Genomic DNA, 26,977 nt, shown 5'->3' with positions numbered 1-26,977 from the left:
CAAGTAAACCTCCAGAAGTAGGATTTACAGAGCTAAGTACTGCGAATACTGCTTATGGAACTACGCCGCGACGAACCGAAGTCGAACAATGGTGCTTTACCACCAAGCTTGTTCAGCACAGCATCGATTTCTGGTGTCATCCAGTCAAAAGGTCGTACATCAAACTGTCTAGGTGACGGTGCGGAAGGCACTGGAGTGAACTGTGATAAATCGGGTGCAGAAGGCCCATGATTTCGCTGTAACGAAATGCTCGAGGGCCTCGGGTTCCTGGATACCGCGATACCTTTCACACCTGATTGTTTTTCACCCAGTGCCTTCAACCCAGCGATGGCTTTTGGATCGCGCCCAACCCAGGCCGAACCCACCCTGCCCAGAACAGCACCGGTCGCCAGTGCTGCGGATACAAAAGCCAACGGTGTGATCAACGGAGATTCAGGGTCAATCGCAGCAATAATGGTGCTCGCCAAACCTGTCGCAGCCACTCCAACCCCCATGATTCCGGCGGTAACGGAGGCCGTTGCACCAGCGAATTGCTTAGGACTTGCTCGAAATGCGGCTCCATTCGCCAAAGCCTTGTTAGCAACTTTAAAAGGTACAGAGGGCTTCAGCGTGATGAGCGAACTGAACAGGCCTGCGCCGCTGGTGAATATCTTGAGCACATTGACGAACCGCCCAGTCGGATCACTGAAATTCACCGGATCGCCTAAACAATACGCATACGGATTCAACCCACCCCGCCCAAACGGACTCAGGCCATCCGGGCTGTTGAAGCGCATCAGCACCGGGTTGAACGCCCGATGCCCGTTGCCCAGCAGATAATGACCGGTGGCCGGATCGACCGCTTCGCCGGTGAATCCGAGCAAACTGCCGGGACCACTTTCGAGCCGCCGATGACCGTAGGGCGCGTAGACCTGGCGCACAACTCCGTCAGGTCCGGCCAACTGCAATACCGAACGTTGCTGATCGGTGACCAGCAACTGGCTGTTGCGCTCGACGCCGTCAAACGATTGCACTGCCAGCAGTTGCCTGTCGTGTTGAAGCACACAGCGCCCACCCTGACCTTTCAGTTGCGTCACCAGATGTTCGCCGCAGTAGAAACGGGTCAGTTTTTCCAGCTCCGACGGCTCCAGTTCGACCAACCGGTCCAGGGCATCATAGCGGTAGCGATTGAGGGGGTGAGTCAATGCGCTCATGAGGGTCAACTCCCGGCGAGGGAAGCAGTTTGCACCCGTTTGAATACGCCGGCACCTAGCAGAACTGTTAGTGCAGGGAGAAAACTGACGCCCGGGTTTGCCCAGACAAGAGAGGACAGCTACTTTCCCTTACACCGTAGGAAGGATCTTTTTTTCGAAACGCTGCTCCAAGGACGAACCACTTTTGGCCAGACTCCCGGCCAAAACCTCACAAGGACGAGAACATGGCAGACGTACAACCGCCGCAACGGCTGGATCCGCAGGACATTGTGAAACTCTTGATGGCGTTGCGCAGGGCCTTGAAGACCAAGCCGGCTTGAAGGTTACAGCAGCCCCCGGAGTTGTTTTTTGTGGCGAGGGAGCTTGCTCCCGCTGGGTTGCGGAGCATAAAACCAGCACACATAAAAAACGCCGACGCTAAATCAGCCGTCGGCGTTTGAAACCTTAAAGGGGTTTGCTTCGCGAATCAGAACGCCGGCAATACCGCGCCGCTGTATTTCTTCTCGATGAATGCTTTTACTTCCGGGCTGGTCAGGGCCTTGGCCAGTTTCTGGATGGCGACGCTGTCCTTGTTGTCCGGACGGGCCACCAGGTAGTTCACGTAAGGCGAATCGGCACCTTCAATGATCAGCGCGTCTTTCGCCGGATTCAGGCCCGCTTCCAGTGCGTAGTTGGTGTTGATCATGTCCAGGTCGACCTGATCCAGCACACGCGGCAACATGGCCGATTCGAGCTCCTTGAACTTGAAGTTGTGCGGGTTCTTGGCAATGTCTTTCGGGGTCGACACGGCGTTTTTCGGGTCTTTCAACTCGATCAGGCCAGCCTTCTGCAGCAGGATCAGGGCACGGCCGCTGTTGCTGCCTTCGTTCGGGATGGCAATGGTCGCGCCGTCTTTCAGTTCAGCCAGGGTTTTGATTTTCTTCGAGTAGCCGCCGAAGGGTTCAACGTGAACACCGATCACGGTTTCCAGGTGAGTGCCTTTGCCTTCGTTGAAGCTCTTCAGGTACGGGAGGGTCTGGAAGTAGTTAGCGTCCAGACGCTTCTGGTCGACCTGCACGTTCGGCTGAACGTAGTCGGTGAAAACCTTGATTTCCAGGTCCACGCCTTCTTTGGCCAGGGTTGGCTTGATCAGCTCAAGGATCTCGGCATGTGGCACCGGAGTCGCGGCAACCACAAGTTTCTCGCCAGCCTGGGCCAGACCCGTGGTCAGGGCAGCCGCCAGTGCGGTGAACAACAGAACCTTTTTCATGCAGTGTCCTTATCGAAAATCACAGTCGCTTGTGGCGACGGCTTGAATATGAGAGTGCCAGTGAAGTGCTATCGCTGGCGTGAAGCGGACAATACCGGGATTTTTTATTCCCGAACAATAACGTTTATTCAGCTTCATATTCCATTTTGTTCACGTAGGAGCTGCCGCAGGCTGCGATCTTTTGACTTTGATGGCATTGAGGCCGCCGGAAATCAAAAGATCGCAGCCTGCGGCAGCTCCTACAAAAGCCCGGTCGTAAGCAGCAATTGCTTCAGTGCCTGGCGCTCCTCAGGCGTACCGTTGGAAAAGACATACTTTATTTGCTGCTCAATTTGCCCCAAAGAAACCAACGCCTCGGGCAGGTTCAAATGCTCCGGCAAAATCTCGTCGCCCGTACTCACCAGCAGTGCAAAGTGAATGATGTTTTCCAGCTCCCGGGTATTGCCCGGCCAACTGTGGCGTTCCAGCACAAGCTGCGCCGCTTCGCTGATCAGCGGCACAGGCAAGTCGAGACGCTGGCTGTAGATCCCGAGGAAGTATTCGGCCAGCGACAGGATGTCACCCGTGCGCTCGCGCAGCGCCGGCAGTTCGAGCTGGCCTTCGCTGAGGTAGTGATAGAGCCGTTCATGGAATTTTCCGGCGGCAACCGCCTGGGCCAGATCGATGCTGGTGGCCGCCACCAGTCGCACGTCCACCGGGCTCGGTTGCTGGGCACCGACGCGGGTGACTTCGTGGTTTTCCAGCGCGGCGAGCAATTTGATCTGGATCGGCAACGGCAAATCGCCGATTTCGTCCAGGTACAACGTGCCGCCGTTGGCCGAACCGAACCACCCGGCGCGGCTGCTCGCCGAGCCGCTGTAGCTGCCCGCCGCATAGCCAAACAACTCGGCGTCGGCGTAGGTCGGGCTGATGGCCCCGCAGTTGACCGAGACGAACAACCCGCCGCGATCACTGGCGCGGTGGATATGGCGGGCCAGCAACTCCTTGCCGGTGCCGGTTTCGCCACGGATAAGCACTGACACTGAACGCGTGGCCAGTTGCTCAAGGTCTTCACGTAATTGCCGTGAACGTGGATCGACAAACACCAGCGCCTTGGCGCGGATGCTCAGGGGACTTTTTTCGGCATCGGGAAAGGTCAGCAGTGGCTGGCCGAAGGTTTCAAAGCTCATGGCAGACTCCCGCCCAAAACCGCCGGGAGACGGGGGCGTTAAATAAAGAAAGTGTTCAAGCGCGGCGCAGGGCGTGGTGTTCCATGCGGTTTTGCAGTCGATAGAGGTAGGCAAAACCCTGCTCCCAACGCTGGTGACCGGACTTCACGTTGATATGCCCCGCCCCCGCCAGAATCCCCGCCTCGGCGCCCCAGTTACGCGCCAGCTCCAAGGCCCGTGGTGCACTGACGGCGCTGTCGTTGTCGGAGCTGACAACCTGGCTGGGGAACGGCAGCAGATCCGTCGGGATCGGCGCGAAATTGCGCAAGGCCGGCGCGCAGGCCGGGCGTTCGACATCGGCCGGCGCGACGAGCAAGGCGCCGCGCACTTGACGCAAAAACTGCACGGGGGCACTCGCGGCCCAATGGGCGACGGTGATGCAGCCCAGGCTGTGGGCAATGAGAATCACCGGCGTGCTGTCGGCGGCAATCGCCTCGGCCAGCGCCGCGACCCAGTCTTCACGGCGCGGCGTCAGCCAGTCGGCCTGTTCCACCCGTGCGCTGTTCGGCAGGCTGTTCTGCCAGTGGCTTTGCCAATGATCTTCTGGCGATCCTTGCCAGCCCGGCACAATCAGGTAGCGAATTGATTCGTTGCGCATGGGGGAGCTCTCCTGCTGCGTGTCTGTTCCCGGTCGAGTATAGGGAGAGGATTTATATTCGTTAAGGAATAAGAAGCTATTTATTAAGATCTATATCGAATATAAACACCATCGACTGTGGGAGCGGGCTTGCTCGCGAAAGCGTCCGGTCAGGCAATATTTATGTCGACTGATACGCCGCATTCGCGAGCAAGCTCGCTCCCACAGGGGATTAGTGGTGCTGCTGAAATCGAGGAAAAAAAAAGGGCCGCACCCTGCCAAGGAGACGGCCCCGGAAAACGAAAATCTGTTAACGCGCAGTAATCACCGACAACTTGGTAATCCCTGCCCGTTCAATCGACGCCATGGCCCGCGCCACCTCGCCGTAATTCACCCCATCGTCCGCCTGCAACTGCACGCGCACCTCGGGGTCCTTGGCCTTCGCCGACTTGAGGTTGAACTCCAGCAAGTCCGGTTGTATCTCGTCCTTGTTGATAAACAGTTTGCCGGCACCGTCGATGCTCACCACCAAGGGGTCTTTCTGCTCCACCGGCGCCACCGCTTCGGTCTTGGGCAGGTTGATCGGTATCGCGTTGGTCAGCAGCGGTGCGGTGACGATGAACACCACCAGCAACACCAGCATCACATCCACCAACGGTGTCACGTTGATCTCGCTGAGCACCTCGTCAGTGTCTTGCGTGGAGAAGGCCATGTCAGGACGCCTCCTTCACTTTCTGCGCATTGCCCTGGGCTACCGCCTTGTGCGCCGTCGGGTGGATCAGCACACGGAACGAACTCTTCTGCGCCAGGCTGTAGAAGTCGTGGGCGAAGTCATCCAGGTCCGCCGCCGTCAGTTTCAAACGACGCAAAAAATAGTTGTAAACCAACACCGCCGGCACCGCGACGGCGATCCCGACGCCGGTGGCGACCAGTGCCGCGCCAATCGGCCCGGCGACCGTTTCAAGACTTGCCGAGCCCGCCGCGCTGATGCCTTTCAACGCTTCCATGATTCCCCACACCGTGCCGAACAAACCAATGAACGGCGAGGTGCTGCCAATGCTCGCGACCACCGCCAACCCGGTTTCCAGCGACCGACGCTCACGCACGATCTGCTGACGCAAGGCACGCTCCAGACGATCCTGATGATTGATCGCCTGACTCAAGTCCGCCGCCTGCGGCGTCTCGCCCACCTGGATGGCCGCATAACCGGCCTGTGCAACCCGGGCTGCCGCCCCTGGCCTGGTTTCGCTCAGCTCTGCCGCCGAGTCGAGGCTCGAAGCCGCCCAGAACTGTTGATGAAACTTTCGATCCTGTGACTTGAGTCGAGCGAACTGCACGCCCTTGAGCAATGCCAGACCCCATGTCGCGACGGAAAAAACCACCAGCAGCCAGATCACCGCGCTTTCGATGGATTCAAGTGGAGATGCCAGTAACGTCATGGTGTATTCCTCGTGTAAACGTTTCGCGCGAATTTGGTTTCGGTTTAATGAATCTTGAAATCGATAGGCACGCTGACCCAGCCGTCCCGGGCGACATCACCTTGCTTGGCCGGCACGAAACTCCAGCGTTTCACCGCGTTCAGCGCCGCTTCGTCGAGTGCATCGCGACCGCTGCTTTTCTGCAGCTGGATCTCGCCGGGCTTGCCGCTGGCCAGCACATGCACGCGCAACAACACCGTGCCTTCCCAGCCTTTACGCTGGGCCAGCGACGGGTATTCCGGCGCCGGGTTTTTCAAGTAACCGGCGGTGGCCGAGGCCGGTGTCACAGGTGCGGGCGCTGGAGGTGCAGGTGGCGCCGGGGCCGCGACAGGCGCTACCGGTTGTGGCGGCACAGGTGGTTGTTCAACGGCTTTTGGCGCCGGTTTCACTAACGGTTTGGCCACCGGTTTGGGCTTGGGAACCGGCTTCGGTGGAGGAGGTTTCACCGCCAGTTCGTCTTCCACGGGAGGAGGCGGCTCCACCACAGGCTGGACAGGTTGCGGTGGCGGCGGCTCGACCACCGGTGGCGCCGGACGCGAGAACTCGATGGTCATCGGCGGAATCTCCGGTGGCACGATGGGCAGCACGGTGGTCGGTTGCTGATTGACCCAATAGATCACCGCGCCATGCACCAGCAACGCCAGCACGCCCAGCACGATCGCTTCTCGTCGGCGAAGGACGTCTTTGGGCGCACGCTGCAAACGCAACTGGCCCAAGGGCACCCGGTGCGGTCGGCCGAGGTCGACCAACTCACCACCGGGTGCCTGGCGCCACAGCACTTCATGGGCGCTGGCGGCGGTCTGGACATTGCCCATTGTTTAACTCCCTGCGGTCTCTTTGCGGACTACCGGAACGTCGTACTGAACATCCCCCGACGACGTCCCGGTAGAGCAATCATTGGCTTGAACGCTTAGTTCTTAAAGTAATGTTTAAACTTATGTTTAGACCTTAAGCGAATATATAAACCATCAATCCACCGCCAGAGCCCGCCGTTCAAGGGCTCCGGCGTAGCGGGGAAAAACCGATGCCTTGCCCGCATTGAAAGTATTCATCCAAGGCATGGTTTTTCGCCGTCAGAAGTCATATCGACCGGTCACGCCCAGCGTCCGCGGGGTGCCGAGCAGGCCTTCATAACCGCCATTGGCGGCCGTCCACAGCGTCGTGTAATAGGTTTTGTCGAAGGCGTTTTTCAGCCACAGCGAAACGTCCCACTGCCCCTGGTTGAAGTCGCCGCGAAGGCCGGTGGACAGGTTGACCACCGCATAACTCGGGATCTGTCCGAAGTCCGAATCTTCCACCGTGCCCACCGCTTTGGAGCGGAACGCATAGCTGGCGGTGACGTACTCTTCGAAGCCGTTGCTCAGGTTCCATTTGTATTCGCCGTTGGCGTTGCCGATCCATTTCGAAGCACCCACCACTTGATGGCCGCTGAGGTCGCAGGACGCTGGAGCGCCCGGCGCCAGGCTGACTTCCGGCGGGCACGGTGCATCCTTGTAGGAGAGGTAGCTGACGTCGTTGTACGAGCCGTTGATGTTCAGCGTCAGGCCACGCAGCGGGATCAGGGTGCTTTCGAACTCCACGCCACGGGAGCGCACGGAACCGGCGTTGGTCAGGTATTGCACGCGATTGACGTCGTCGTAGGCGTTGGTCTGGTAGCCATTGACCTGGGTCCAGAACAGGTTGGCGTTGAGTTGCAGGCGACGGTCCCACAGGGTGCTCTTGAAACCGAGCTCGGCATTGTTGGCGCGCTCGGTGCCGATCAGCAGCGAGTCGGCGCCGGCAACCGGTGCCGTGCCCACCGCCAGGTTGACCCCGCCGGATTTTTCGCCATGGGACAAGGTGGCGTAAGTGAGCAGGTCGTCGGTGAGGCGGTAACTGAGGTTCAACAAACCCGAGGGGCTGGAGCTGTACTGATTCAGATCGCCGGAATCGTATGCGCCGGCACGACCACGCCTCGCCGCGGCCGCCGCACCGGTTACCGCAACGCCACCGACCGGTGCATCGCGCGTGACATTGGCGTTTTTCTCTTCATAGGTGCCACGCAGCCCGGCGGTGAAGTCCAGGCGTTCGGTCAGGTGCCAGGTGCCCTGGGCGAACAGCGCAAAGCTGTTGGTTTCGATATGCCCGTTGCCGACGCTGTCGATGTTGTTCAACGCACCGTTTGGCGTACCGCTCCAGATGTCCGCTTGCGGGCCGTAATAGGTGAAGGATTTGTTGTCCAGGTCGGAACCGAAGTAGTAGGCGCCGAGCACGTAATCGAAGAATCCACCGGTAGGCGACGCCAGGCGGAACTCCTGTGAGTACTGCTTATCCTCCACCGAAACACCAGCGTTGTAGAAGGCGGTTACGTTCAGGCCGTCATCGTTGCGCGGGGTGAAATTCCACCAGCGATAGGAGCTGATAGAGGTCAGGGTGAAGTCGCTTGGCAATGTCCAGTTGGCCTCGACCGAGGTACCGCCCTGATGCACAGTGACGTGTTGTTCGTTGTTCAGGTTGACCTTGCGGTGCGTGCCGTCAACCAGTGTCGCGCCCGCCGCGTTGGCCCGGGTCTGATACAGGTTGGTGCCATTGATGGTCGGGCCGGTGCTGTACAGCACACGTGTGCCGGCGCTGGAATCTTCCTCGTTGTAGTCGCCGATCCAGCGCAGGTTGAATGACTCGTTGGGCTTGAACAGCAACTGCCCACGGAAGCCTTCGCGGGAGCCACCATTTAAATCGTGGCCGTCGAATTCGTTCTTGATGTCGCCATCGCTGCGGGTGCGATACGCGGAAAAACGTCCGGCCAGTTCGTCATTCAACGGGCCGGAAATCGTACCTTTGGTCTGGAAGTATCCGTCCTCGCCCACCGAAGATTCGATGCTGCGTTCAGGGGTGAAGGTCGGCGCGCGGGTGCTGATGTTGATCACCCCGGCGGTGGTGTTCTTGCCGAACAAGGTGCCCTGCGGACCGCGAAGCACTTCGAGCTGCTCGATGTCCATCAGGTCGAATACGGCCATACCGGGACGGCCCAGGTAAACGTTGTCGATGTACAGGCCGACACTGCCTTCCAGGCCATCGCTGGCCGGGTTATTGCCCAGGCCTCGGATCGACACGCTGGACTGGCGCGCATGCATGTAGGCGACGTTGACGCTAGGCACCAGCTGCTGCAGATCCTGGATGCGATAGACCCGTTGGGTTTCCAGGGTCTGGCCGCTGACCACGCTCATTGGCGTTGGTACATCCTGCGAGCTTTCTTCGCGGCGGCGAGTGGTGACCGTCACGGTTTCCAGTTGCGCGCTGTCGGCCGTGGCGGTTTTAACGGGGGTGGTTTCCGGGGTAGCGCTTTCGGCCGCATAGCCCTGGATCCAACTGGCGCTGCCGGCCAGCAATAGCGCGAGGGGCAGGCGTTTGAGCCGTTGGGGTGAAGAGGTTGAAGCGACGTGCAACGGACTCATAAGGCAGGGTTCCCGATCAAAGTAAATTCTTTGTTGCTTGCCAGGCCGCCATCGCGAGCAAGCTCGCTCCCACAGGGGATCTCCAGTGTTCACACGGTCAGTGTGGGAGCGAGCCCGCTGGCGATAGCGTCAGCTCAGACGCCGTCGATATCCGGCCCTTTCACCGTCTGGCTGACCTGCCCGTTCACACCCACCGCCACCTCGCCCTTGAGCGTCACCCGGCGCACGATGCGGTCCTGGGTCCCGTAGTCATCCACTGCGTAATGCTGGGTGGAGCGGTTGTCCCAGATCGCCACATCACCGGCCTTCCAGCGCCAGCGCACGATGTTTTCCTGGCGGATCACATGGCTTTGCAGCAAGCCGAACAGGTGCGCCGAATCGGCCTGGGAATAGCCCTTGATGCGCTTGACGAAATGCCCCAGCAACAGGCTCTTCTCACCGCTGATCGGGTGTACGCGGACCACCGGGTGTTCGGTCTCGTAGACGGTCGAGGTGAAGATCTTGCGATAGCGCTCCAGCTTCTCGGCCGAGACATCGGGCCGGCTGCCGGCGTAGTCGTATTCATTGCTGTGCACGGCGACCAGCTTGTCGGCCAGTTCACGCAGTTCCACCGACAACCCGTCATAGGCAGTGGCGGTGTTGGCCCACAGGGTGTCGCCGCCGAAAGCCGGGGCCACCACCGAGCGCAGGATCGAAGCTTTGGGGTAGGCCTCGACAAAGGTCACGTCGGTGTGCCACGAGCTGGCTCGCTGGCCTTCGGCACCGTCCAGTTCCAGCAGAAAACGCGTGCCTTCGCGCACCGGTACGGTGGGGTGCGCCACCGGCTCGCCGAGCAGGTGGGCGAACGCCTCCTGGCGTTGATCGTCGAGCTGGGTCTGCTCGCGGAAGAAGATCACTTTGTATTGCAGCAGTGCCTGTTGAATGGCTTCAACAGTGGCGGCATCCAGCTCGCCCGAAAGCTGTACACCACGGATTTCGGCACCGATGCGACCGGCCACCGGATGGATTTCAAGCGCGTGAACAGCAGGTTGTACTGCGAAAGCGGCATTGCTCATGGGTAAACCCTCATCGGACTGCTTGCGGTTGAACCGGCCGCGAAACACTGCTCTATCTATATTCTGTTTAGATCTAATAGATATCTACATGCTTCGTTGACGGAATAAGAGGTTGCATTTAAAACCTCAGTCAACCCTCGTCGCAAATGCCTTCGAACTATTTTTAGGATGCCGGAAAAGCATATGGATCTTCGCCAGTTGCGTTACTTCATCGCCCTCGACGAACACCGCAGTTTCGTGCGCGCGGCCGAGGCCATGGGCATTACCCAGCCTGCCTTCAGCCGCAGCATCCAGGGGCTCGAACATGAGTTCGGCTGTGTTCTGGTGGACCGTGGCAACAAGGATTTGCGCCCCACCCCCGAAGGCCTGGTGGTGCTGCAACATGCCCGCAGCCTGGTGCAGGGAGCGGCCCTCTTGAACGCTGAAGTGACGCAGATGACCAAGCTCGATGCCGGTGAACTGCGCTTCGGTTGTGGCCCGGCACCGGCGGTGAAACTGGTGCCGGATGCGGTGGCGCAATTCATCAACGCGCATCCGAAAGTGCGCACCTGCTTTGAGGTGGATAACTGGGAAAAACTCAGCCGTGCGCTGAGCCGTGAGGAGATCGAATTCTTCATCGCCGACATCCGCCATTTCGAGTCCGACCCGAATTTCCAGACCCATGCCCTGACGCCCAAGCGCGGTGTGTTTTTCTGCCGACCGGGGCATCCACTGCTGGCCAAGGAAAGCCTGTCGACCAATGACATGTTCGATTACCCGCTGGCGACCACGATGATCCCGCCAGGCATTCGAAAACTGCTGGCGAACCTCAGTGGGCGGGTGGATTTTTCACCGAGCATCGAGACCGAACATTTCCCGGCGCTGGTGAAAGTGGTGCTGCAATCGAATGCGATTGGCGTGGGGACTGAAGAAGCGTTTGTTGAAGACATCGCCCAGGGTTCACTGGTGCTGCTGCACTGGCGCAACCTGCCGCAGAACATCGAGAGCATGAATGCACGGTGCGGGATCGTCAGTCGCACCGGATTCCGCTTGTCGCCGGCGGCGCGGGCGATGATCGAGACGTTGGTGGCGGTGGACAGGCAGCAGACGGCCGTTGCTGTTTGAAGATCAAGAGATCGCAGCCTTCGGCAGCTCCTACACTGATCAATGTAGGAGCTGCCGAAGGCTGCGATCTTTTGAGATTTAAAGCCTGGCCGCAGCCAACTCCGGCGCCACCCAATCACTCACCTTGAATGGCTTGCGAATCAGCTTCTGCTGCGAAGCCAGATCCACGGCATCCTGCAATTTGCCAAGGAACACCGGATCGAGCGTCGACGGGAACACCTCGCTCAGTTTCTGATCCTTCAAATCCTGAGAAAGAATTATCGGTGGATAACTCGCCAGCCCGGACACCAGTTGAATGTAGGCGTCCTTGTTGCTGTCCTGGGTCAGCCACTCTACGGCCTGCTGTTGGGCCTTGAGCAGTTTCGCCACCGCCTCCGGATGCGCCTCGACAAACTTTCCGGTCCCTATCAATACCGCCTGCACACTGCCGGCACCGCCCAGATCCTTGGTATTGAGCGGCAACTCGGCCAGCCCCTTGGCTTGCAGCGCCGTCAGCCCGGAACCGCCCCACGAGGCATCGATCTGCTTCGCCGCCAGCGCCGCGACTGCCGCGTTGAAGTCGAGGTTGATGACTTTCACGTCCTTCTCGCTCAACCCCTGGCTGGCCAGCGCCGCATCGAAGGACAACTGGCTGGCGGTGCCACGGAAGATGGCCACCCGTTTGCCCTTGAGGTCGTGCAGGGTCTTGATCCCCGACCCCGGCACCACGCCCAGGTAATGCTTCACCCCGCGCGCCGAGGCACTGAGCAGTCGCGTATCCAGGCCATTGGACTTGCCGATGATGGCCGCCAGATCGCCGAGGTAGGCCAGGTCCACCTGACCGTTGGCGAACGCTTCGTTGATCACCGGGCCTGCGCCCTTGAAGAAGCTCCACTGAATCTTGATGCCTTGATCGGCGAAAGCCTTTTCGAAGATCTGTTGATCACGCAGCACATCCACGACCCCGCCACCACTGTGCTGGGTCCCGGCACTCAGGTCCGGCACGGCGATGCGGATTTCCTTGAGCTCATCGGCGTTGGCCGTAAAAGCCAGCAGCCCCGCCAGGGCCGGTGCGGCGAACAGACTGATGACACGTTTGAAGGGAAGGTTCATGGGTGCGGCTCCTTGGGGCAACGGGCGTTGAGGAGCCGAAAGTAGGCCGAAGTGGAACCAACACTTAAATACTATAAATTCACATTTTTAGACCATTTAGATCTAAATCAACGCATCCGGGGCTCTTGGACAGGTATGCAGTAACGGCATCGAAAATATTCTTCGAATGCATTGGATGCAGCTGAACTGGAGGCCTTAAATGGCTTTGCTTATTTCTCAATAGCATTGATTTTGTTTTTTATAGATCGTTTTTGCATACGCCGACAACGGAGGTCATCCATGGCCCGTGTTTCTCTTCTCAGCCTGCCGCTGGCCGCGCCACCACTGGAAAACCAGCGCCTCTGGCCCAGCCTGAATCGTCGCCTGTTGCCTTGGTTGCTGCCGATCACCCTGTTCACGCTCTGGTGGCTCGCCAGCCGCAATCACTGGATGAGCGAGCAGATCCTGCCGGCGCCGAGCCTGGTCTGGAACAGCGCGGTGGAACTGTCCCAAGGCGAGTTGTGGAGCCATTTGTGGATCAGCCTGCAACGCTTGTTCTGGGGACTGCTGGCCGGGATCAGCGCCGGTGCTGTTTTGGGTGCGGCACTGGGTTTCAGTCGTCGACTGGAGCGCCTGGTATTTCCAACCTTCGCCGGGTTGGCCCAAGTCCCGACCTTGGCCTGGATTCCGTTGTTCATGGTGTTTTTCGGCATAGGGGAAGTGCTGAAGCTGGTGGTGCTGATCAAGGCCATTGTGGTGCCGGTAACCCTGCATACGCTGGTCGGTGTACGCGATGCACAACCCAAGCTGCGCGAAGCCGCCGCCGTGTTGCGCCTGCCCAGGCACCTGTTGATCCGCCGCCTGGTGCTGCCTGCCGCGCTGCCGGCCTTCATGGCCGGTGTGCGCCTCGCGCTGGCCGCCGGCTGGACTTCACTGCTCGCTGTCGAACTGCTCGCTTCCAGTGAAGGCATCGGCTACCTGATGGTCTGGGCGCGGCAGCTGTTCATGCTCGACATCGTGTTCGTGTGCATCGTGGTGATCGGCCTGATCGGCGTGGTGATGGATCGCGGCATCGGTCTGCTGGACAGGAAACTGGTGCACTGGCCGCACCCGGCCACCGCCGAAATCCGTCGCGGGCCGCGTTATCAAGGCTGGCAGCGATTGCAGCCGTGGCTGCTGCCACTGGCGCTTCTGGCATTGTGGCAACTGACCTCGGATCAGCAATGGATTGACGCGAACATTCTGGTCACCCCGCTGGCCGTCCTGCAGACCACAAAGGACGGTTTGCTCGACGGCACACTGCTTGGCGGCATGGCCCTGAGCCTGGGCCGAACACTTGGCGGATTGCTGCTCGGTGGCGGGCTCGGTTTTGCCTTGGGGCTGTTGCTGGGGTTGTCGCGCACCAGTGACCGGGTGCTCGGCCCCACCCTCGCCGCCATCCGCCAGATCGCCATTTTCGCCTGGGTGCCGCTGCTCACCGCGTGGTTCGGTCTGGGGGAATTGGCCAAGTGGGTGTTCGTTGCTCTCGCCGCCTTTTTCCCACTGTTCATCGCCACCCAACGCAGCGTCGCCAACCTCTCACCACAACTCAACGAAGCCGCGCAGGTGTTGCGCCTGAACCTGCGCCAGCGCCTCGGTCGACTGGTGCTACCGGGTGCAGCCCCGGGGATTTTTGCAGGGCTAAGGCTGAGCCTGATCTACGCCTGGCTCGGCACCATCGGCGCCGAGTACTTCATGCCGTCCAACGGCGGCATCGGCAGCCAGATGATCGGCGCCCAGCAACTGCTGCGCATGGACCTGATCATGGCCGGCATGCTGCTGGTGGGTCTGACCGGTGCCCTGCTCAACCTCATTGGCCAACGCCTGGAAATCCGCGCCACTCGCTGGAGACACGCATGAACGCACCGATTGTCAGCTTCAATCACGTGGGTAAAACCTTCGACGTCGACGGCTTCACACTTGAGGCCATTCGCGAATTCAACCTGGACATCGCCGAGGGCGAGTTCGTCGCCATCGTCGGCTCCAGCGGTTGCGGCAAATCCACTTTGCTGCGTTTGCTGGTGGGCCTCGATACGCAGTTTCGCGGGCAGATCAGCGTCGACGGAAAAGCCGTCACCGGCATCGGCGGCGAGCGTGGCATCGTCTTTCAGGAACACCGCTTGTTCCCGTGGCTGAGCGTGGCTGACAACATCGGCCTGGGCCTGGTCAACGAGCCCTTGAGCGCTGCGCAAAAGCACAAGCGCATCCATGACTTCATCGAACTGGTGGGCCTGGGCGACTTCGCCCGCGCCTATCCGCACCAACTCTCCGGCGGCATGGCGCAGCGCGTGGCCATCGCTCGCGGCCTGGTGGCCAGCCCACGGATTCTGCTGCTGGACGAACCTTTCGGCGCCCTCGATGCGCTGACTCGCCAGCAGATGCAGGACGAACTGCTGGCGATCCGCGCCCGGGCAAAAATCACCACAGTGCTGGTCACCCACGATGTCGAGGAAGCGATCTTCCTCGCCGACCGCGTAGTGGTGATGGAGCCGCGTCCGGGGCGGATCAAGCAAGTGGTCGACATTGCCCTGCCCCATCCGCGCCAGCGCAGCAGTTTCGACTTCCACCATCTGCGCGAAGAGCTGCTTCACGAACTCACCAGCGACGATCACTACCAGCCCCCGGTGCCGGTGCAGGTCCGCGATCTGCCGCTGTCCTTCATTGCCTACTGAAAAAGGAAATTCCTGATGCCGCAACGTCCCAACTTTCTAGTGATCCTGGCCGACGACCTGGGCTTTTCCGACATCGGCGCCTTCGGTGGCGAAATCAACACACCGAACCTCGATGCATTGGCCAACAATGGCCTGCGCCTGACCGATTTCCACACCGCGCCAACCTGCTCGCCGACCCGTTCAATGCTGCTCACCGGCACCGATCACCACATCGCCGGCATCGGCACCATGGCCGAAGCATTGACCCCGGACCTGATCGGCAAACCGGGTTACGAAGGACACCTGAATGATCGCGTGGTCGCCCTGCCCGAGCTGCTGCGCGAGGCCGGTTACCAGACCTTGATGAGCGGCAAATGGCACCTGGGCCTGACCGCCGAACTGGCGCCCCACGCCCGGGGTTTCGAGCGTTCGTTTTCGCTACTGCCCGGCGCGGCCAACCATTACGGCTTCGAGCCGACCTACGATGAAACGACGCCACGGCTGCTCAAATCCACCCCGGCGCTGTACATCGAAGACGACCAATTCATCGATGAGCTGCCCAAGGATTTCTATTCCTCCGATGCCTTTGGCGACAAGCTGCTGCAATACCTCAAGGAGCGTGATCAGACTCGACCGTTCTTCGCCTACCTGCCGTTTTCCGCACCTCACTGGCCGCTGCAGGCGCCGGCCGAGGTGGTGGAAAAGTACCGCGGGCGCTATGACGCCGGCCCTGAAGTACTGCGACTTGAGCGCTTGGAAAAACTCAAGAAACTGGGGTTGATCGAAGCCGATGTCGAGCCCCATCCGTTGATCCAGTTGACTGCACAATGGGATGCCCTGAGCGACGAGCAACGGCAGATTTCGGCGCGGGCCATGGAGGTCTACGCGGCAATGGTCGAACGCATGGACTGGAACATTGGGCGCGTCGTCGATTACTTGCGCCAGCAGGGGCAACTGGACAACACCTTCATCCTGTTCATGTCCGATAACGGCGCCGAAGGGGCGTTGCTGGAGGCCTTTCCGAAATTCGGCCCGCAGTTGCTGACCTATCTCAACCAGCATTACGACAACAGCCTGGACAACATCGGCCGCGCCAACTCCTACGTCTGGTACGGGCCGAACTGGGCGCAAGTGGCGACCGCGCCGTCGCGGCTGTTCAAAGCCTTCACCACCGAAGGCGGGATCCGTGTTCCGGCGCTGGTGCACTATCCGCAGCTGCCGCTCAAGGGACAGATCAGCCACGGGTTTGGCACGGTGATGGACATCACGCCGACCATTCTCGACCTCGCCGGCGTGCGCCATCCGGGCAAGCAATGGCACGGCAAACCCGTGGCGCAAGTTCGCGGCAAGTCGTGGCTTGGGTTCCTGTCGGGCGAGACGGCGCAAGTGCATGACGAGCACACCGTTACCGGGTGGGAATTGTTCGGACGACGGGCGATTCGGCAAGGGCAATGGAAGGCAGTGTACATCCCGGGACCGGTGGGGCCGGCAACCTGGCAGTTGTATGACCTGGGCAATGATCCGGGGGAGATTCACGACTTGGCGTCGAGTCAGCCGGAAAAGCTCAGTGCCTTGATCGAGCATTGGCAGCGGTATGTGGATGAGACTGGGGTGATCCTGAGTGAGTCGCCGTTTCAGCCGGATTGATATTGCCTGATATACCGCTATCGCGAGCAAGCTCGCTCCCACAGTGGCCGATGTGATGCAAAGATCGCATTCACACCGACAAACCCTGTGGGAGCGAGCTTGCTCGCGATGGGGCCATCAAACACACCCAATCAAGCCCCGACTGTACGCACCTTTTGCACAGCCACTTCTTCCCTGCCCTCAAACCGGTTAGCCCGCGCAAACGTGCCGAAATCATTGAACCGCACACCCATCTCGCGCATCACCTTGTGTCCCACCGGCACAGTCAACTGACGGATGTAGAACGGTTCCTTCACCACAAAGTGATGGATCCCGTGACTGCTGCCGAAGTTGAAGCAGAACGCCTGCAACGGCCACAGCCACCACGCGTTCAGCACCTGGCACTGCTGCATCACGTTGCCCGGTTCCACGTCACCGTAGTAGTGCATGTTCGAGCTGATGAAGTGCAGGCAGAACGTGCGCAATACATTGGGGCCGATGATCACCACCGCCGCGATGTCGATCACCTGCATCACCGACAACGTGGTCGCCGACCACTCGATCGGTGCGCCCACCAGATGCGCAACGCCGTTCGCTGCGTGGAAACCGAGAAACACGTACCACGCGCCCCAATGCATCAGCGCCAGCGGTGCGTAGACCTTCAGGGTGCGCTGGACGATGCTGATCTTTTGCGCCCAGGTCCTGGCCCGCAGCATACGGATGAACGACGACATCATGTTGTCGCCAATCATCAATAATCGCGCGATGCCCCATGGCTCGCCGTTGGTGATGGCGCGTTCTTCCATGTCGGTTTCAGAGCCCGATACCTTGTGGTGATTGAGGTGCAGATGGCGGCGAATCCACGGATTGATAGTGCTCGGCCGCGCCAGCCACACCAACCCCATCATCAGGTTGTGCGGCACCTTCTGCTTGCGAAAATACATGCTGTGGATCAGGTCGTGTTCCAGCTCATGGGTCAACGAGGCGAAAAAAGCGTTGAGCAACAGGCACGCCCACCACGCCATGTGCCCGGTCATGTAGAGCGTCGTCGAACCAACCATGCCGGCCACGGCGAAGGCCAGAATGCCCGCGCCGAGGGCGTCCTGGTGCTTGAGAATCGGGTATTGCTCGCGCAATGCGACGCCTCTGGCCAGCACCACTTGGCGAATATGTGCTGATCGTTGGGCTGCATTCAGTCGCTGGGGACTTGCAGAAGTACCGTCCATGCTTCCATCCTCTGGTTATTGATGGTTGCATCCTGCCTTGCGAAGCCTCGCAACGCGGTAGCCGAGAACGCCAACCTGTTGACTGGAAGCGCCAATCAGCATGACTGAACCGACCTCCCTCGCCAGCTGGACCCGTGCCCTGCGCAAGCAACTCGATGCCCTGGGCATCGACAGCACCGCCCTGTGCCAGCAAGCGGGGCTCGACCCACAATTGATGGACGACCCGAACGCGCGCTACCCACTGTCGGGCACTACGTACCTGTGGAATCTGGCGGTGCAGGCCAGCGGCGACCCGGCGATCGGTTTGCGGGTGTCGCGTTTCGTCAGCCCGACCACTTTCCATGCGCTGGGTTATGCGCTGGTGGCCAGCGGCAGCCTGCGGGAAGTGTTCGAGCGCATCGTGCGCTATTACCAGGTGGTCAGCGACGCCCTGGAACTGGAACTGACCCGCGCCGAGGATCGCTACTGTTTCAGTCTGAAAATTCCGCTGGGCAACCCGGCCCCGGCCTTTGAAGCCATCGATGCGTTCATGGCGATTTACGTGCGCACCTGCCGCAATCGCCTGGGTCGTGATTACGCGCCGTTGGCGACCTACCTGCGCCGTCCGGAGCCGGCAGACGCGCATCAATGGCATAAAGTCTTTCGCTCGCCCGTGCACTTCGGTGCCGACGAAGACCGACTGGAGTTCGCCCTCATCGACTTCGACAGCCACCTGGACGACGCCAACCCGGAGTTGGCCGAACACAACGAAACCGTGCTCAAGCGCACCCTGGCGCAACTCAAGCCGCTGACGTGGGAGCGCAAGGTCCGCGACGCCATCGAAGAACAACTGCCCGAAGGCGAACCCAGCGCCGAGCACATCGCCAAGGCCCTGCACCTGAGCCTGCGCAGCCTGCAACGGCACCTGGCCGATGAAGGCTGCCGGTTCGACACGCTGCTCAATGAAAGCCGCGAAAATCTGGCGCTGCTGCACTTGCGTGACCCGCAATGTTCGTTGAGCGAAATCAGTTATCTGCTCGGGTTTGCCGACACCAGCAGCTTCAGCCGTGCGTTCAAGCGCTGGACGGGGATGACGCCTGGGCAGTTTCGGGATGGGTTGCAGTGATTGATCCGGACAGTGAGTTGGCTGATCTGCCCCCATCGCGAGCAAGCTCGCTCCCACAGTTTTTTCGGTGACCACAAATCTCTGATTCACCCAGATCCCCTGTGGGAGCGAGCTTGCTCGCGATAGCGGACTGTCAGTCGACATACCTGGAGACTGACACACTGTCATCGCGAGCAAGCTCGCTCCCACAAGGGATATGCGTCGAGTTTCAGATTGTGGCCAGTTCCCGCAATCGGGCAGCATCAAGGATTTCAATTTCGCCGTAACTCAGCCCGATGATCCCCTGCCCCTGCAACTCCTTGAGGATCTGGTTGGTGGTCTGGCGCGACAGCGACAACATGGCGGCAAGCTGCTCCTGTGGCAGTTGCAGGACGCGGCGCGGTGGAGCGGTCTCGCCATAGCCTTCGGCGATCATCAGCAAGCGGTGCGCCAGCCGGGCCGGGGCCGGCAACAGGCTCAGTTGTTCGAGGTTGATGAAGGTCATGCGTAATTTCTGACTCATCAGCAATGCCAGTTGCCGCCAGTGCCGCGGATGCTCGTCGAGCAGCGCCAGCAAGGTGTTCTGGGGGATGTGCAGCAGCGTGCACTGGCCCACGCCGCAGGCATCGTGGGTGCGCGGCTGACCGTCGAACAGGCAGATTTCACCGAACCAGTGCGGCGGCTCCACCAGGCTCAGCAATGCTTCCTTGCCCTGCTCGCTCACGGCACCGACGCGCACCGCGCCCTCAAGCACTGCGTACAGACCACAGGGCGGATCGCCACGCTTGAACAGCCGCTGGCCCGGCGACAGGCGCCGCAGCCTGGCCGCCGACAGCAGGCTATCCTGTAGGGAAACAGGCAAATGGCTGAACCACTGACCGCTCATCAGGCGTGGACGCCAGACCTGCATATCCATGAAAACTCCTAGAGATTGTCGCCTGGCTGACAGAGCGGGAAGTAACCCCGGGGCATGATCAATCACCCCACAGGAGAACAACAATGAAAAGCCTCGTCGACCACCTCAGTCAATACGCCGCCTACCACCGTGACCCGCGCAACATCGCCTCGCACTTTATCGGCATTCCGCTGATCGTGGTGGCCGTCGCGGTGTTGCTGTCTCGGCCGGAATGGTCCATGGGCGGCGCGTGGCTGTCTCCGGCGGTGCTCGTTTCGCTGGCATCGGCATGGTTTTACCTGCGCCTGGAGTTGCGCCTGGGCGTGTTGATGACGGTATTGCTCGGGCTGTCGGTGTGGGCAGGCCATGCGCTGGCGCAGCAAAGCACGCTGGTCTGGCTGGGCAGCGGCGTGGCGATGTTCGTGATCGGCTGGGCGATCCAGTTTGTCGGCCATCACTACGAAGGGCGCAAACCGGCATTTGTCGATGACGTGACCGGGTTGATTGTCGGGCCGCTGTTCGTGGTGGCTGAACTGGCCTTCATGCTGGGGATGCGGCATGAGCTCAAAGAGCAGATTGAGGCGCGGGCGGGGGGTGTTCGGGTCAATCGCAAAAATGCGGCGGCTTAGGCCGCTTTAACGGATCGCAGCCTGCGGCAGCTCCTACAGAGGAAAGCTGTACCACTGTAGGAGCTGCCGCAGGCTGCGATCTTTTGACCTTAGATGTTGGCGACCTTCTGCCAGACCTTCGGCTTGAAGAACAACGTCTCGCCTTTTGCCAAACCAACCAGGCTGTCGTGATCCTTGACCACTTCGGCTTCGATCAGATCGCTCTGCCCCTCGACCTTCAACGTCACCCGTGTCGTCGCGCCCAGCGGACGGATATCGCGCACTTCAGCCGCGTGGTGATCCTCCAGCTCATGGCGTGACAGCGACACCTCGTGCGGGCGGAACAGCACGTGCTTGTCTTCGCCCAGGTGCAGACGGTTGGAGTCACCGAGGAAGTGATAGACGAAATCGCTGGCCGGGTTTTCGTAGACGTCACCCGGTGAACCGATCTGCTCGATCACACCCTTGTTCATCACCACGATACGGTCGGCGACTTCCATCGCTTCTTCCTGGTCATGGGTCACGAACACCGAAGTCAGGTTGATGTCTTCGTGCAAACGCGCCAACCAGCGGCGCAGTTCTTTACGAACCTTGGCGTCGAGAGCGCCGAAGGGCTCGTCGAGCAGCAGCACTTTCGGCTCCACCGCCAGCGCTCGGGCCAGGGCAATGCGCTGGCGCTGACCGCCGGAGAGTTGCTCCGGATAGCGATCCGACAACCAGTCCAGTTGCACCATGTTCAGCAGTTCGTGAACCTTGGTTGCGATCTGGCTTTCGCTCGGGCGCTGGTTTTTCGGCTTCATGCGCAGGCCGAACGCGACGTTGTCGAACACCGTCATGTGGCGGAACAAGGCGTAGTGCTGGAACACGAAACCGACGTTGCGATCCCGCACGTCATGGCCGGAAACGTCTTCACCGTGGAACACGATGTTGCCCCGGTCCGGGGTTTCCAGGCCGGCGATGATCCGCAGCAGTGTGGTCTTGCCGCAACCCGACGGGCCGAGCAACGCGACGAGTTCACCGCTCTGGATGTCCAGGCTGATGTTGTCCAGCGCCTTGAACGCGTTGAAATTCTTGCTGACGTTACGCACTTCGATCGACATGAATTATTCCTCCGCGGCGCTGGCGCGCAGGCGGTTAATACGGTTTTCGCTCCACTGCTTGAGCAGCAGGATGAAGAGCGCCAGGATCAGCAACAGGCTCGCCACGGCGAACGCGGCCACGTGGTTGTATTCGTTGTAGAGGATCTCGACGTGCAACGGCAGGGTGTTGGTCACCCCGCGAATGTGCCCGGAAACCACCGACACCGCACCGAATTCCCCCATGGCCCGCGCGGTACACAACACCACGCCGTAGATCAGGCCCCATTTGATGTTGGGCACGGTGACGTGCCAGAACATCTGCCAGCCGTTGGCCCCTAGCAGGCGCGCGGCCTCCTCTTCCTGGGTGCCTTGCTCCTGCATCAGCGGGATCAGCTCACGAGCCACGAACGGCACGGTAACGAAGATCGTCGCCAGCACGATGCCCGGCAGGGCGAAGACGATCTGGATGTCGTGGTCCTGCAGCCATGGGCCGAACAGGCCCTGGGCGCCGAACATCAGCACATAGACCAGACCGGCGATCACCGGCGACACCGAGAACGGCAGGTCGATCAAAGTCACCAGCATGCTCTTGCCGCGGAACGAGTACTTGCTCACGCACCAGGCGGCGCTGACACCAAACACCAGGTTCAGCGGCACGGAGATCAGTACGGCGATGACCGTGAGCTTCAGTGCCGACAGCGCGTCCGGCTCGAAGATCGCAGTGAAGAACGCCCCGAGGCCGAGCTTCAGGCCCTGGGACACCACGATGAACAGCGGCAACAACAGGAACAGCGCAAAAATCAGCCAGCCAAGGCCGATCAGGATTCGCCGCGAAGTCGCACTGCCACGACGGGCAGCGTTCGAGGAAGCGGCAGCAATAGACGATTGGGACATGGGTGCGCCTCCTTATGGGGTTTCGATGCGCCGCTGCAACAAGTTGATCAGCAGCAACAGGACGAAGGAAACCACCAGCATCAGTACACCAATGGAGGTAGCGCCGGTGTAATCGTATTGGTCGAGCTTGACCATGATCAGCAGCGGCAGAATCTCGGTTTTCATCGGCATGTTGCCGGCGATGAAAATCACCGAACCGTACTCGCCGACCCCGCGGGCAAAGGCCAAGGCGAAACCGGTGAGCCATGCCGGAAGCAGTGCCGGCAGCAGGATATGGCGAAAGACCTGCAAGGGTTTTGCACCCAGGCACGCCGCCGCTTCTTCCACTTCACGGGGAATATCCGCCAATACTGGCTGTACGGTACGTACTACGAATGGAAGTGTCACAAAAGTGAGGGCAAGGGTGATGCCCAGGGGGGTGTAGGCGATCTTGAAACCCAGATCCGCTGCAAACTGACCCACCAGACCGGTAGGGGTGTACAACGCTGTCAGTGCAATACCGGCCACCGCCGTGGGCAATGCGAACGGCAAGTCGATCATTGCATCGATCACTTTTCGTCCAGGGAAGGTATAGCGCACTAATACCCAGGCCAACAGCGTGCCGATGATGCCGTTGATGATCGCGGCACACAGGGCGGTGCCGAAGCTGAGCTTAAGCGCGGCCAGCACCCGTGGCGCCGAGATGATTGCCCAGAACTGATCCCAGGTGAGTTGAGCGGCATGCACGAACATTGCCGCCAGTGGTATGAGCACAATCAGGCTGAGGTACACCAAGGTGTAGCCCAGCGTCAGCCCGAAGCCGGGTATGACGGGGGAGATACGACGCGACATAAAAGTCCTTGGTTGAGAACGCACTGAGCCCCGGAGGTGAATCCGGGGCTCGTTGATGGCTATTTAAGATTACTGCGCCTGATAGATCTGGTCGAACACGCCTCCGTCATTGAAGAATTTCGGCTGTGCGGTTTTCCAGCCGCCGAAGTCCTTGTCGATGCTCACCAGTTCCAGTTTCGGGAACTGCTGGGCGTACTTGGCGGCCACGTCCTTGTCACGTGGACGATAGAAGTTCTTCGCCGCGATTTCCTGGCCGGCCGGGCTGTACAGGTGCTTGAGGTAAGCTTCGGCGATCTGCTCGTTGCCCTTTTTCTCGGCGTTCTTGTCGACCACCGCCACCGGTGGCTCGGCGAGAATCGACAGCGAAGGCACGACGATGTCGAACTTGTCGGCGCCGCCCTCTTCTTTCAGGGCCAGGAAGGCTTCGTTTTCCCAGGCCAGCAATACATCACCCTGACCGTTGTTGACGAAGGTAATGGTCGAGCCGCGAGCGCCGGTATCCAGCACTGGCACGTGCTTGAACAGGGTTTGTACGTATTCCTTGGCCTTGGCTTCGTCGCCGCCATTGGCTTTCAAGCCATAGGCCCAGGCCGCGAGGAAGTTCCAGCGTGCACCGCCGGAGGTTTTCGGGTTCGGCGTGATCACCGAGACGTCATTCTTGACCAGGTCGCCCCAGTCCTTGATGCCTTTAGGGTTGCCCTTGCGCACGAGGAACACGATGGTCGAGGTGTAGGGCGTGCTGGCGTCCGGCAGGCGTTTTTGCCAGTCGGCCGGCAGGGTTTTGCCGAGCTTGGCGATTTCGTCGATATCACCGGCCAGGGCCAGGGTCACGACGTCGGCACGCAGGCCATCGATCACCGCACGGCCTTGCTTGCCCGAACCGCCGTGGGATTGCTGGACCTTCACGGTGTCGCCCGCGTGATCCTTCTGCCAGAACTTGATGAACTCGGCGTTGTAGTCCTGGTACAGCTCGCGGGTCGGGTCGTACGACACGTTGAGCAACTCGTAGTCCTTGGCAACGGCGGAACCGGCAAAAAGGGCGCTGGCCAGGGCGGCCAAAGCGAAATGACGAATCGACGACATGGTGAAAGCTCCTGGAATTCTTGGTTTGTTGGCTTTTTTATGGATTTCTGGAATCGCGTTGCCGGTTCAAAGATCGCAGCCTTCGGCAGCTCCTACAGGTGATTGCGTGCTTCTGTAGGAGCTGCCGCAGGCTGCGATCCCCTTCAGCCCGACTTGTTGCCCGGCTGCTGCAAACGGAATTTTTCTTTGCGCTCGATCTGCACCACCTGGGCGTTGTGCACGGTGATTTCCACGGCACCAAAGCGCAGATCGCGCAGGGCACTCTGGATTTCACGCAGGATGGTGGCTTCGTCTTGACCGTCGACGCTACGCAGGGATGCGCTCATATTGCTGCTCCTTCAACTGAGAGGTTGCCTCGCAGTGTCGGCACTGCTTGCGGCTTGAGAGCAATACTAGAGAGGTGTAGATATTCTTAAAAAGACTATTTAAGAATGTTTATATAACCAGAAGAGATTAACTGAAGGGACAAGGGCTTGAGGTGAATCACCCCTTTTCAGACACACCAAAAAACCTCCCACAGGATTTGCGCCTATCCGATCACCGGCGCATGCATCCAATCGAGCTGCGCCGCCGACACCGGCCGCCCGAACCAGTAACCCTGACCCAGATCACACCCCTGCTCGAGGAGGAAAGCTGCCTGTTCGACCTGCTCGATCCCCTCGGCATGCACCTGCATACCCATGCTCTGGGCCAGGGCAATGATCACCCGCGAAATCGCTGCATCATCCTCATCCCACGGCAATCCGGCGACGAAGCCCTGGTCGATTTTCAACTTTTGTACCGGCAGACGCTTGAGTCGCAGCAGCGATGAATAACCGGTGCCAAAGTCGTCGATGGCCAGGCGCACACCCAGTTCGCGCAGGCGATGCATCTGCTCCAGCGCGACCTCCGGGTCCTCCATCACCGCGCTTTCGGTAACTTCCAGCTCCAGAAACGCCGGTTCCAGCCCGGTTTCACGCAAGACCTGCGCCACCTGCCGATACAGCTCACGGCGGGCGAACAGGCGCGAAGAAACGTTGACCGCGACAAACGACAACACCACCCCGCCCTGCTGCCACTGGCACATCTGCCGGCACGCCTGCGCCATGACCCAGGCATCGATTTCAGCAATCAGACCGGTTCGTTCGGCGACCGGAATGAATTCCGCCGGCGACACCAGGCCCCGCTGCGGGTGCTGCCAACGCACCAGCGCCTCGACGCCAATCAGGCGGCTGGTCTTGAGGTCGTGAACCGGCTGGTAATGGACCCGCAGCTCCTGCCGTTCCAGGGCTCGGCGCAACTCGAAGGCGATCTCCACCCGTTGCTGGGCATGGGCCGTCAGCTCTTCGGTGTACAGGGCATAATCATTGCGCCCCGTGCTCTTGGCCTTGAACAGTGCAGAGTCGGCATTGCGCAGCAGTTGCTCGACACTCAAGGCATCGCTGGGGAACAGGCTGATGCCGATGCTGGTGTTGATGGACAGTGGGTGCCCATCAATAAGAAACGGCTCTTTAAGACCATCGATGATCCGCTGGGCCAACGCAGCGGCCTGAACCAGTTGCGGACAGCTTTCGGCAAGTATGGCGAACTCATCTCCGCCCAGCCTGGCCAAGGTGATGCCCGGACCGAACATGGCGTCCAGGCGCTCGGCCACAGCCTTGAGCAACTGGTCGCCAATGCTGTGCCCGAGGCTGTCGTTGATCATCTTGAAGTGATCGAGATCGATCATCAGCAGCGCGCAGCCACGCTTGTGCACCTGTGCCGAGGCCAGGGCCTGTTCGGCGCGGTCGGTGAACAGCAGGCGGTTCGGCAGGTCGGTCAGCGGATCGTGGTGCGCCAGGTGCATCAGTTCGTGTTCGGAGTTCTTGATTGCACTGATGTCGGAAAACACCGCCACATATTCGCTCGGCCGGCCGAAATCGTCATGGATCAGGCGGATCGTTTGCCATTGCGGGTAAATTTCGCCGCTTTTACGCCGGTTCCAGATTTCCCCACTCCACTCCCCGACACTGGCGAGCGAGGCAAACATCACCTGATAGAACTCAGGGGAATGTCGCCCGGACTTGAACAGGCTGGGCCGCTGTCCCAGCACGTCCTCACACCCGTAACCGGTGATTTCCATGAACGCCCGGTTTACATGGATGATCAGGCCTTCCCGATTGGTAACCAGCACGCCTTCGCGGGTGCAGTCGAACACGGCCGCCGCCTGGCGCAAGCGCATGCGGTCGGCATCGCGCTCACGCAGTTTGGCGCCGATACCCAGACACCGCAGCAGCCGCGCCCGGGCAATGAAGATCAACCCGGCGCTGAACAGCACCCAGACATAACCGTTGATCAGTTGCCATCGCAGTCGCTCGGCAGAGCTATCGAAGAAACTGTTTAATAAATAGCCACTGATCTGCAGCCAAACCACAGAAAGCAACAGATAGAGCAGCGCTGCGCGCAAGGCATCGCGATAGGTGGCTGACATCCGGCAATCCATGTCCCTACAAAAAGTTTGGAATTATAGTTGAAAGACACATCCAGCCACTCTTATCTGAAAGGGCGACTGGTTTTCTGTGTGGGCTTAGTGATAATGCAACGGCTGTTTTTTCTTTATCGAGGGCCCTACAG

Annotated in this window: 24 protein-coding genes; 6 read left to right on the top strand and 18 right to left on the bottom strand. The window is 60.1% G+C overall.

The window, feature by feature from the left end; all coding sequences use genetic code 11:
* Nucleotides 1-32: 32 nt before the first annotated feature.
* The 9 genes from ACMDB8_RS00430 to ACMDB8_RS00390 all read right to left on the bottom strand — a co-directional run bounded on the left by ACMDB8_RS00430 (nt 33) and on the right by ACMDB8_RS00390 (nt 10,194).
* Nucleotides 33-1,193, bottom strand: coding sequence for an RHS repeat-associated core domain-containing protein (locus ACMDB8_RS00430; protein ID WP_223541543.1), 1,161 nt, complete (start codon nt 1,191-1,193; stop codon nt 33-35).
* 466 nt (nt 1,194-1,659) lie between these two features.
* Nucleotides 1,660-2,442, bottom strand: coding sequence for a MetQ/NlpA family ABC transporter substrate-binding protein (locus ACMDB8_RS00425; RefSeq protein WP_056726949.1), 783 nt, complete (start codon nt 2,440-2,442; stop codon nt 1,660-1,662).
* Between the two features lie 239 nt (nt 2,443-2,681).
* Nucleotides 2,682-3,611: a sigma 54-interacting transcriptional regulator gene (locus ACMDB8_RS00420; RefSeq protein ID WP_409079082.1), complete on the bottom strand. Its 930-nt coding sequence runs from the start codon at nt 3,609-3,611 to the stop codon at nt 2,682-2,684.
* 55 nt (nt 3,612-3,666) lie between these two features.
* On the bottom strand, nt 3,667-4,248 hold the full coding sequence (locus ACMDB8_RS00415) for an alpha/beta hydrolase (RefSeq protein WP_008045411.1): 582 nt from the start codon (nt 4,246-4,248) through the stop codon (nt 3,667-3,669).
* 289 nt (nt 4,249-4,537) lie between these two features.
* Nucleotides 4,538-4,939, bottom strand: coding sequence for an ExbD/TolR family protein (locus ACMDB8_RS00410; protein WP_007972930.1), 402 nt, complete (start codon nt 4,937-4,939; stop codon nt 4,538-4,540).
* 1 nt (nt 4,940) lies between these two features.
* The gene (locus ACMDB8_RS00405) at nt 4,941-5,666 is read right to left on the bottom strand and encodes a MotA/TolQ/ExbB proton channel family protein (RefSeq protein ID WP_056726952.1); all 726 of its coding nucleotides are present in this window, start codon (nt 5,664-5,666) and stop codon (nt 4,941-4,943) included.
* 44 nt (nt 5,667-5,710) lie between these two features.
* Nucleotides 5,711-6,520, bottom strand: a complete 810-nt coding sequence (locus tag ACMDB8_RS00400) for an energy transducer TonB (RefSeq protein WP_056726953.1) — start codon at nt 6,518-6,520, stop codon at nt 5,711-5,713.
* Nucleotides 6,521-6,778: 258 nt separating this feature from the next.
* Nucleotides 6,779-9,139 (bottom strand): TonB-dependent receptor, encoded by a 2,361-nt coding sequence (locus ACMDB8_RS00395; protein ID WP_409079081.1) that lies wholly within the window; start codon nt 9,137-9,139, stop codon nt 6,779-6,781.
* A 134-nt stretch (nt 9,140-9,273) separates the two neighbouring features.
* Nucleotides 9,274-10,194, bottom strand: coding sequence for a TauD/TfdA dioxygenase family protein (locus ACMDB8_RS00390; protein ID WP_056726955.1), 921 nt, complete (start codon nt 10,192-10,194; stop codon nt 9,274-9,276).
* A 183-nt stretch (nt 10,195-10,377) separates the two neighbouring features.
* On the opposite strand from ACMDB8_RS00390, the gene ACMDB8_RS00385 reads away from it, so the two are divergent.
* Nucleotides 10,378-11,298 (top strand): LysR family transcriptional regulator, encoded by a 921-nt coding sequence (locus ACMDB8_RS00385; protein ID WP_223541548.1) that lies wholly within the window; start codon nt 10,378-10,380, stop codon nt 11,296-11,298.
* Between the two features lie 78 nt (nt 11,299-11,376).
* Here ACMDB8_RS00385 and ACMDB8_RS00380 read toward each other — a convergent pair whose 3' ends face one another.
* Nucleotides 11,377-12,390, bottom strand: a complete 1,014-nt coding sequence (locus ACMDB8_RS00380) for an ABC transporter substrate-binding protein (protein ID WP_409079080.1) — start codon at nt 12,388-12,390, stop codon at nt 11,377-11,379.
* A gap of 279 nt (nt 12,391-12,669) precedes the next feature.
* Here ACMDB8_RS00380 and ACMDB8_RS00375 point away from each other — a divergent pair, with 279 nt between their 5' ends.
* The 3 genes from ACMDB8_RS00375 to ACMDB8_RS00365 are packed head-to-tail and all read left to right on the top strand — an operon-like array spanning nt 12,670 to nt 16,706.
* The gene (locus tag ACMDB8_RS00375) at nt 12,670-14,268 is read left to right on the top strand and encodes an ABC transporter permease (RefSeq protein WP_056726958.1); all 1,599 of its coding nucleotides are present in this window, start codon (nt 12,670-12,672) and stop codon (nt 14,266-14,268) included.
* On the top strand, nt 14,265-15,080 hold the full coding sequence (locus tag ACMDB8_RS00370; protein WP_056726959.1) for an ABC transporter ATP-binding protein: 816 nt from the start codon (nt 14,265-14,267) through the stop codon (nt 15,078-15,080). The genes ACMDB8_RS00375 and ACMDB8_RS00370 overlap by 4 nt, the downstream gene beginning before the upstream one ends.
* A gap of 15 nt (nt 15,081-15,095) precedes the next feature.
* Nucleotides 15,096-16,706 carry an arylsulfatase gene (locus ACMDB8_RS00365; RefSeq protein ID WP_409079079.1) on the top strand — a complete coding sequence of 537 codons (1,611 nt, stop codon included), beginning with the start codon at nt 15,096-15,098 and terminating at the stop codon, nt 16,704-16,706.
* 131 nt (nt 16,707-16,837) lie between these two features.
* Here the strand turns inward: ACMDB8_RS00365 and ACMDB8_RS00360 are convergent, their stop codons facing one another.
* Complete coding sequence (locus ACMDB8_RS00360) at nt 16,838-17,911, bottom strand: fatty acid desaturase (protein ID WP_409079078.1); 1,074 nt, start codon at nt 17,909-17,911, stop codon at nt 16,838-16,840.
* Between the two features lie 100 nt (nt 17,912-18,011).
* On the opposite strand from ACMDB8_RS00360, the gene ACMDB8_RS00355 reads away from it, so the two are divergent.
* Entirely contained in the window at nt 18,012-19,016 is a 1,005-nt protein-coding gene (locus tag ACMDB8_RS00355) for an AraC family transcriptional regulator (protein WP_223541553.1), read from the top strand.
* Between the two features lie 208 nt (nt 19,017-19,224).
* Here ACMDB8_RS00355 and ACMDB8_RS00350 read toward each other — a convergent pair whose 3' ends face one another.
* A complete protein-coding gene (locus ACMDB8_RS00350; RefSeq protein ID WP_056726963.1) occupies nt 19,225-19,911 on the bottom strand; it encodes a Crp/Fnr family transcriptional regulator in 687 nt (228 codons plus the stop codon).
* A gap of 83 nt (nt 19,912-19,994) precedes the next feature.
* Between ACMDB8_RS00350 and ACMDB8_RS00345 the strand changes: the two genes are divergently transcribed.
* On the top strand, nt 19,995-20,519 hold the full coding sequence (locus ACMDB8_RS00345; RefSeq protein ID WP_056726964.1) for a DUF962 domain-containing protein: 525 nt from the start codon (nt 19,995-19,997) through the stop codon (nt 20,517-20,519).
* A gap of 89 nt (nt 20,520-20,608) precedes the next feature.
* On the opposite strand, the gene ACMDB8_RS00340 is transcribed toward ACMDB8_RS00345, so the two are convergent.
* The 6 genes from ACMDB8_RS00340 to dibA all read right to left on the bottom strand — a co-directional run bounded on the left by ACMDB8_RS00340 (nt 20,609) and on the right by dibA (nt 26,834).
* Complete coding sequence (locus tag ACMDB8_RS00340; RefSeq protein WP_056726965.1) at nt 20,609-21,598, bottom strand: sulfate/molybdate ABC transporter ATP-binding protein; 990 nt, start codon at nt 21,596-21,598, stop codon at nt 20,609-20,611.
* Nucleotides 21,599-21,601: 3 nt separating this feature from the next.
* Nucleotides 21,602-22,471 (bottom strand): sulfate ABC transporter permease subunit CysW, encoded by an 870-nt coding sequence (cysW, locus tag ACMDB8_RS00335; RefSeq protein ID WP_007972954.1) that lies wholly within the window; start codon nt 22,469-22,471, stop codon nt 21,602-21,604.
* Between the two features lie 12 nt (nt 22,472-22,483).
* Nucleotides 22,484-23,302: a sulfate ABC transporter permease subunit CysT gene (cysT, locus tag ACMDB8_RS00330; protein WP_007972956.1), complete on the bottom strand. Its 819-nt coding sequence runs from the start codon at nt 23,300-23,302 to the stop codon at nt 22,484-22,486.
* 69 nt (nt 23,303-23,371) lie between these two features.
* A complete protein-coding gene (locus ACMDB8_RS00325) occupies nt 23,372-24,385 on the bottom strand; it encodes a sulfate ABC transporter substrate-binding protein (RefSeq protein WP_056726966.1) in 1,014 nt (337 codons plus the stop codon).
* A 143-nt stretch (nt 24,386-24,528) separates the two neighbouring features.
* Nucleotides 24,529-24,711 carry a sulfur starvation response protein OscA gene (oscA, locus tag ACMDB8_RS00320; protein ID WP_056726967.1) on the bottom strand — a complete coding sequence of 61 codons (183 nt, stop codon included), beginning with the start codon at nt 24,709-24,711 and terminating at the stop codon, nt 24,529-24,531.
* A gap of 203 nt (nt 24,712-24,914) precedes the next feature.
* Nucleotides 24,915-26,834 carry a phosphodiesterase DibA gene (gene dibA / locus ACMDB8_RS00315; protein ID WP_409079077.1) on the bottom strand — a complete coding sequence of 640 codons (1,920 nt, stop codon included), beginning with the start codon at nt 26,832-26,834 and terminating at the stop codon, nt 24,915-24,917.
* Nucleotides 26,835-26,977: the final 143 nt, after the last annotated feature.

The sequence above is a fragment of the Pseudomonas monachiensis genome (genome assembly GCF_047345015.1).
Lineage (GTDB): Bacteria > Pseudomonadota > Gammaproteobacteria > Pseudomonadales > Pseudomonadaceae > Aquipseudomonas > Aquipseudomonas monachiensis.
The sequence above is the reverse complement of the archived record's forward strand: the minus strand, read 5'-3'. Positions and strand labels throughout refer to the sequence as shown.

Excerpts from the sequence above, each read along its gene's own strand:
- ACMDB8_RS00430 (WP_223541543.1), bottom strand. The coding sequence starts at position 1,193 with ATGAGCGCATTGACTCACCCCCTCAATCGCTACCGCTATGATGCCCTG.
- ACMDB8_RS00410 (WP_007972930.1), bottom strand. The coding sequence starts at position 4,939 with ATGGCCTTCTCCACGCAAGACACTGACGAGGTGCTCAGCGAGATCAAC.
- ACMDB8_RS00400 (WP_056726953.1), bottom strand. The coding sequence starts at position 6,520 with ATGGGCAATGTCCAGACCGCCGCCAGCGCCCATGAAGTGCTGTGGCGC.
- ACMDB8_RS00390 (WP_056726955.1), bottom strand. The coding sequence starts at position 10,194 with ATGAGCAATGCCGCTTTCGCAGTACAACCTGCTGTTCACGCGCTTGAA.
- ACMDB8_RS00380 (WP_409079080.1), bottom strand. The coding sequence starts at position 12,390 with ATGAACCTTCCCTTCAAACGTGTCATCAGTCTGTTCGCCGCACCGGCC.
- ACMDB8_RS00365 (WP_409079079.1), top strand. The coding sequence starts at position 15,096 with ATGCCGCAACGTCCCAACTTTCTAGTGATCCTGGCCGACGACCTGGGC.
- oscA (WP_056726967.1), bottom strand. The coding sequence starts at position 24,711 with ATGAGCGCATCCCTGCGTAGCGTCGACGGTCAAGACGAAGCCACCATC.
- ACMDB8_RS00405 (WP_056726952.1), bottom strand. The coding sequence starts at position 5,666 with ATGACGTTACTGGCATCTCCACTTGAATCCATCGAAAGCGCGGTGATC.
- ACMDB8_RS00395 (WP_409079081.1), bottom strand. The coding sequence starts at position 9,139 with ATGAGTCCGTTGCACGTCGCTTCAACCTCTTCACCCCAACGGCTCAAA.
- cysW (WP_007972954.1), bottom strand. The coding sequence starts at position 22,471 with ATGTCCCAATCGTCTATTGCTGCCGCTTCCTCGAACGCTGCCCGTCGT.
- ACMDB8_RS00360 (WP_409079078.1), bottom strand. The coding sequence starts at position 17,911 with ATGGACGGTACTTCTGCAAGTCCCCAGCGACTGAATGCAGCCCAACGA.
- dibA (WP_409079077.1), bottom strand. The coding sequence starts at position 26,834 with ATGTCAGCCACCTATCGCGATGCCTTGCGCGCAGCGCTGCTCTATCTG.
- ACMDB8_RS00425 (WP_056726949.1), bottom strand. The coding sequence starts at position 2,442 with ATGAAAAAGGTTCTGTTGTTCACCGCACTGGCGGCTGCCCTGACCACG.
- ACMDB8_RS00325 (WP_056726966.1), bottom strand. The coding sequence starts at position 24,385 with ATGTCGTCGATTCGTCATTTCGCTTTGGCCGCCCTGGCCAGCGCCCTT.
- cysT (WP_007972956.1), bottom strand. The coding sequence starts at position 23,302 with ATGTCGCGTCGTATCTCCCCCGTCATACCCGGCTTCGGGCTGACGCTG.
- ACMDB8_RS00375 (WP_056726958.1), top strand. The coding sequence starts at position 12,670 with ATGGCCCGTGTTTCTCTTCTCAGCCTGCCGCTGGCCGCGCCACCACTG.
- ACMDB8_RS00355 (WP_223541553.1), top strand. The coding sequence starts at position 18,012 with ATGACTGAACCGACCTCCCTCGCCAGCTGGACCCGTGCCCTGCGCAAG.
- ACMDB8_RS00385 (WP_223541548.1), top strand. The coding sequence starts at position 10,378 with ATGGATCTTCGCCAGTTGCGTTACTTCATCGCCCTCGACGAACACCGC.
- ACMDB8_RS00415 (WP_008045411.1), bottom strand. The coding sequence starts at position 4,248 with ATGCGCAACGAATCAATTCGCTACCTGATTGTGCCGGGCTGGCAAGGA.
- ACMDB8_RS00420 (WP_409079082.1), bottom strand. The coding sequence starts at position 3,611 with ATGAGCTTTGAAACCTTCGGCCAGCCACTGCTGACCTTTCCCGATGCC.
- ACMDB8_RS00345 (WP_056726964.1), top strand. The coding sequence starts at position 19,995 with ATGAAAAGCCTCGTCGACCACCTCAGTCAATACGCCGCCTACCACCGT.
- ACMDB8_RS00370 (WP_056726959.1), top strand. The coding sequence starts at position 14,265 with ATGAACGCACCGATTGTCAGCTTCAATCACGTGGGTAAAACCTTCGAC.
- ACMDB8_RS00340 (WP_056726965.1), bottom strand. The coding sequence starts at position 21,598 with ATGTCGATCGAAGTGCGTAACGTCAGCAAGAATTTCAACGCGTTCAAG.
- ACMDB8_RS00350 (WP_056726963.1), bottom strand. The coding sequence starts at position 19,911 with ATGGATATGCAGGTCTGGCGTCCACGCCTGATGAGCGGTCAGTGGTTC.